This is a genomic window from Allobosea sp. CER48, from assembly GCF_044752385.1.
Lineage (GTDB): Bacteria > Pseudomonadota > Alphaproteobacteria > Rhizobiales > Beijerinckiaceae > Allobosea.
Genome location: NZ_JBIWYK010000416.1, coordinates 1 through 2,705, shown reverse-complemented (window position 1 = coordinate 2,705; position 2,705 = coordinate 1). Strand labels below are relative to the sequence as shown.

The 2,705-nt window shown below is 67.5% G+C and carries 2 protein-coding genes; both read left to right on the top strand.

Features of this window, described 5'->3' with window-relative positions:
* Window positions 1-55: 55 nt before the first annotated feature.
* Window positions 56-1,174, top strand: coding sequence for a chorismate synthase (aroC, locus tag ACIPIA_RS13725; RefSeq protein ID WP_400510349.1), 1,119 nt, complete (start codon window positions 56-58; stop codon window positions 1,172-1,174).
* Window positions 1,175-1,375: 201 nt separating this feature from the next.
* A complete protein-coding gene (gene ribB / locus ACIPIA_RS13720) occupies window positions 1,376-2,656 on the top strand; it encodes a 3,4-dihydroxy-2-butanone-4-phosphate synthase (RefSeq protein WP_400510347.1) in 1,281 nt (426 codons plus the stop codon).
* Window positions 2,657-2,705 lie beyond the last annotated feature (49 nt).

The following is a 2,705-nucleotide window of genomic DNA, read 5'->3' as shown; positions in this document are numbered from 1 at the left end:
GTTTCGCCGCAGGCCGATCCGGCTTAAGAGCCGATACGCAACGCAGCGGGTTCCCATGTCGCATAACAGCTTCGGCCATCTCTTCCGCGTCACCACCTTCGGCGAGAGCCATGGTCCGGCCATCGGCTGCGTGGTCGATGGCTGCCCGCCGCTGCTCCCGCTGACGGAGGCCGATATCCAGGGCGATCTCGACCGGCGCCGACCGGGCCAGTCGCGCTTCACCACGCAGCGCCAGGAGCCCGACCAGGTCCGCATCGTCTCCGGTGTCTTTGCGCGGGAGAGCGACGGCGTGCAGGTGACGACAGGCACCTCGATCGGGCTGCTCATCGACAATGTCGACCAGCGCTCCAAGGATTATTCCGACATCAAGGACAAGTACCGGCCGGGCCATGCCGATTTCACCTACGACGTGAAGTACGGCATCCGCGACTATCGCGGTGGCGGGCGCTCCTCGGCGCGCGAGACGGCGATGCGGGTCGCGGCCGGCGCGATCGCACGCAAGGTCGTGCCCGGCATGGTGGTGCGCGGTGCGCTCGTCCAGATCGGCCCGCACAAGATCGACCGGGCCAACTGGGATTGGGAGGAGGTCGGACGCAATCCCTTCTTCTGCCCTGACGCGAAGGCCGCAGCCTTCTTCGAGGGCTATCTCGACGGCGTCAGGAAGTCCGGCTCCTCGATCGGGGCCGTGCTGGAGATCGTGGCCGAGGGCGTGCCCGCTGGCCTGGGTGCGCCGATCTACGGCAAGCTCGATGCCGAGATCGCCGCCGCGCTCATGAGCATCAACGCAGTCAAGGGCGTGGAGATCGGCGATGGCTTCGGGGCGGCCGAGCTGTCCGGCGAGGAGAACGCCGACGAGATGCGTGCCGGCAATGCCGGGCACCCGCTCTTCCTCTCCAACCATGCCGGCGGCGTCCTCGGCGGCATCTCGACCGGGCAACCGATCGTCGCCCGCTTCGCGGTGAAGCCGACCTCCTCGATCCTGGCGACGCGCGCGACGGTGACCCGGACGGGTGGCGAGGCCGACATGTTCACCAAGGGGCGCCACGATCCCTGCGTGGGCATCCGCGCCGTGCCGGTCGGCGAGGCGATGGTTGCCTGCGTGCTGGCGGACCAGTACCTGCGTCACCGCGGACAGGTCGGCGCCGTGGAGCCGCGCTGGCCGTTCCAGGAGTGACTCAGGCGTCATTCTCGGGCGAAGCGCAGCGCAGACCCGAGAATCTCTTGCCGAAGGAGGCTCCCGGCAAAGGGAGGCTTCTCGTCATGAGGTGCTCGGGTCAAGCCAGAGCATGACGGCCTGAAACTTTGCATTTCAGCAATACTGAAAATGCATCGCACGTTCATTGCGGATGAAGCGCGACCGTACTAGCTTACGGTCATGAAGCTCGATGCCTGGCTCCGGCAGAACAAGATCGCGCGCAGCGCCTTCGCCAAGCAGGTCGGCCTGTCGCCGGCCAGCGTGACCGCGCTCTGCAACGATCCCGCCGCCTGGATCTCCCGCGAAAGCGCCGAGCGCATCGCCGCAGCCACCGGCGGCGCCGTCACCCCCAACGACTTCCTTGGCCTCTCTGGGCCGCGCGAGGCTGCCATGACCAACAAAGTCGCCGAGACCGTCGAAGCCTTCGCCCGCGGCGAGATCGTCATCGTCACCGATGACGATGATCGCGAGAACGAGGGCGATCTCATCGTCGCCGCCTCGCTCTGCACGCCGGAGAAGATGGCCTTCATCATCCGCAACACCTGCGGCATCGTCTGCGCGCCGCTGACGACGGCCGAGGCGCGGCGCCTGCGGCTCGACCCGATGGTCTCGTCCAACGACGCCCCGCTCGGCACCGCCTTCACGATCACCGTGGACGTCAAGCACGGACTGACCACGGGCATCTCGGCCGAACAGCGCAACAACACGGTGCGTGCGCTGGCCAACGGCAATATGGGCGCGGCCGATTTCGTCCGCCCCGGCCATGTCTTCCCGCTGATCGCCAAGGATGGCGGCGTGCTGATGCGTTCGGGCCATACCGAGGCCGCCGTCGACCTGTGCAAGCTCGCCGACCTGCCGCCGGTCGGCGTGATCTGCGAACTCGCCAATGACGACGGCACCGTGATGAAGGGCGCGCAGATCACAGCCTTCGCCGAGAAGCACGGGCTGAAGCAGATCACGGTCGCCGACCTCATCGCCTATCGCCAGTCGCGCGAGAAGCTGGTCGAGCGGGTTCATTCCTTCCCGGTCAAGACCGCGTTCGGCGAGATGACCGGCCATGTCTACATCACGCCCTTCGACGATACCCAGCACTTCGCCTTCGTGATGGGCAAGCTCGGCGACGGCGAGAAGGTGCCGGCGCGGCTTCACCGCGCGGATGTGGTCGCGGACGTGCTCGGAGGGGCGGGGGCCGTGCAATGCGCGCTGCGGCACTTCCAGCAGGAGGGCAAGGGCGTGCTCGTCTATCTGCGCGATGGCAGCGCCGGCGTGCCGATCAAGAGCGTCGAGGATGAGAACGCCGACGCCCTGCGCAGCCAACAATGGCGCGAGGTGGGCTTGGGCGCCCAGATCCTGCGCGATCTCGGCGTAAGCTCGATCGTGAACCTGGCGTCCTCGCCGCGCTCCTTCGTCGGCCTGAGCGGCTTCGGCATCGAGATCGCCGGGACGGCCCCGCTGGAATAGGCGGGCAAGCGCCGCTCGCGAGGACGTCAGGATCGCCGTTGGCGCAATA

Excerpts from the sequence above, each read along its gene's own strand:
- aroC (WP_400510349.1), top strand. The coding sequence starts at position 56 with ATGTCGCATAACAGCTTCGGCCATCTCTTCCGCGTCACCACCTTCGGC.
- ribB (WP_400510347.1), top strand. The coding sequence starts at position 1,376 with ATGAAGCTCGATGCCTGGCTCCGGCAGAACAAGATCGCGCGCAGCGCC.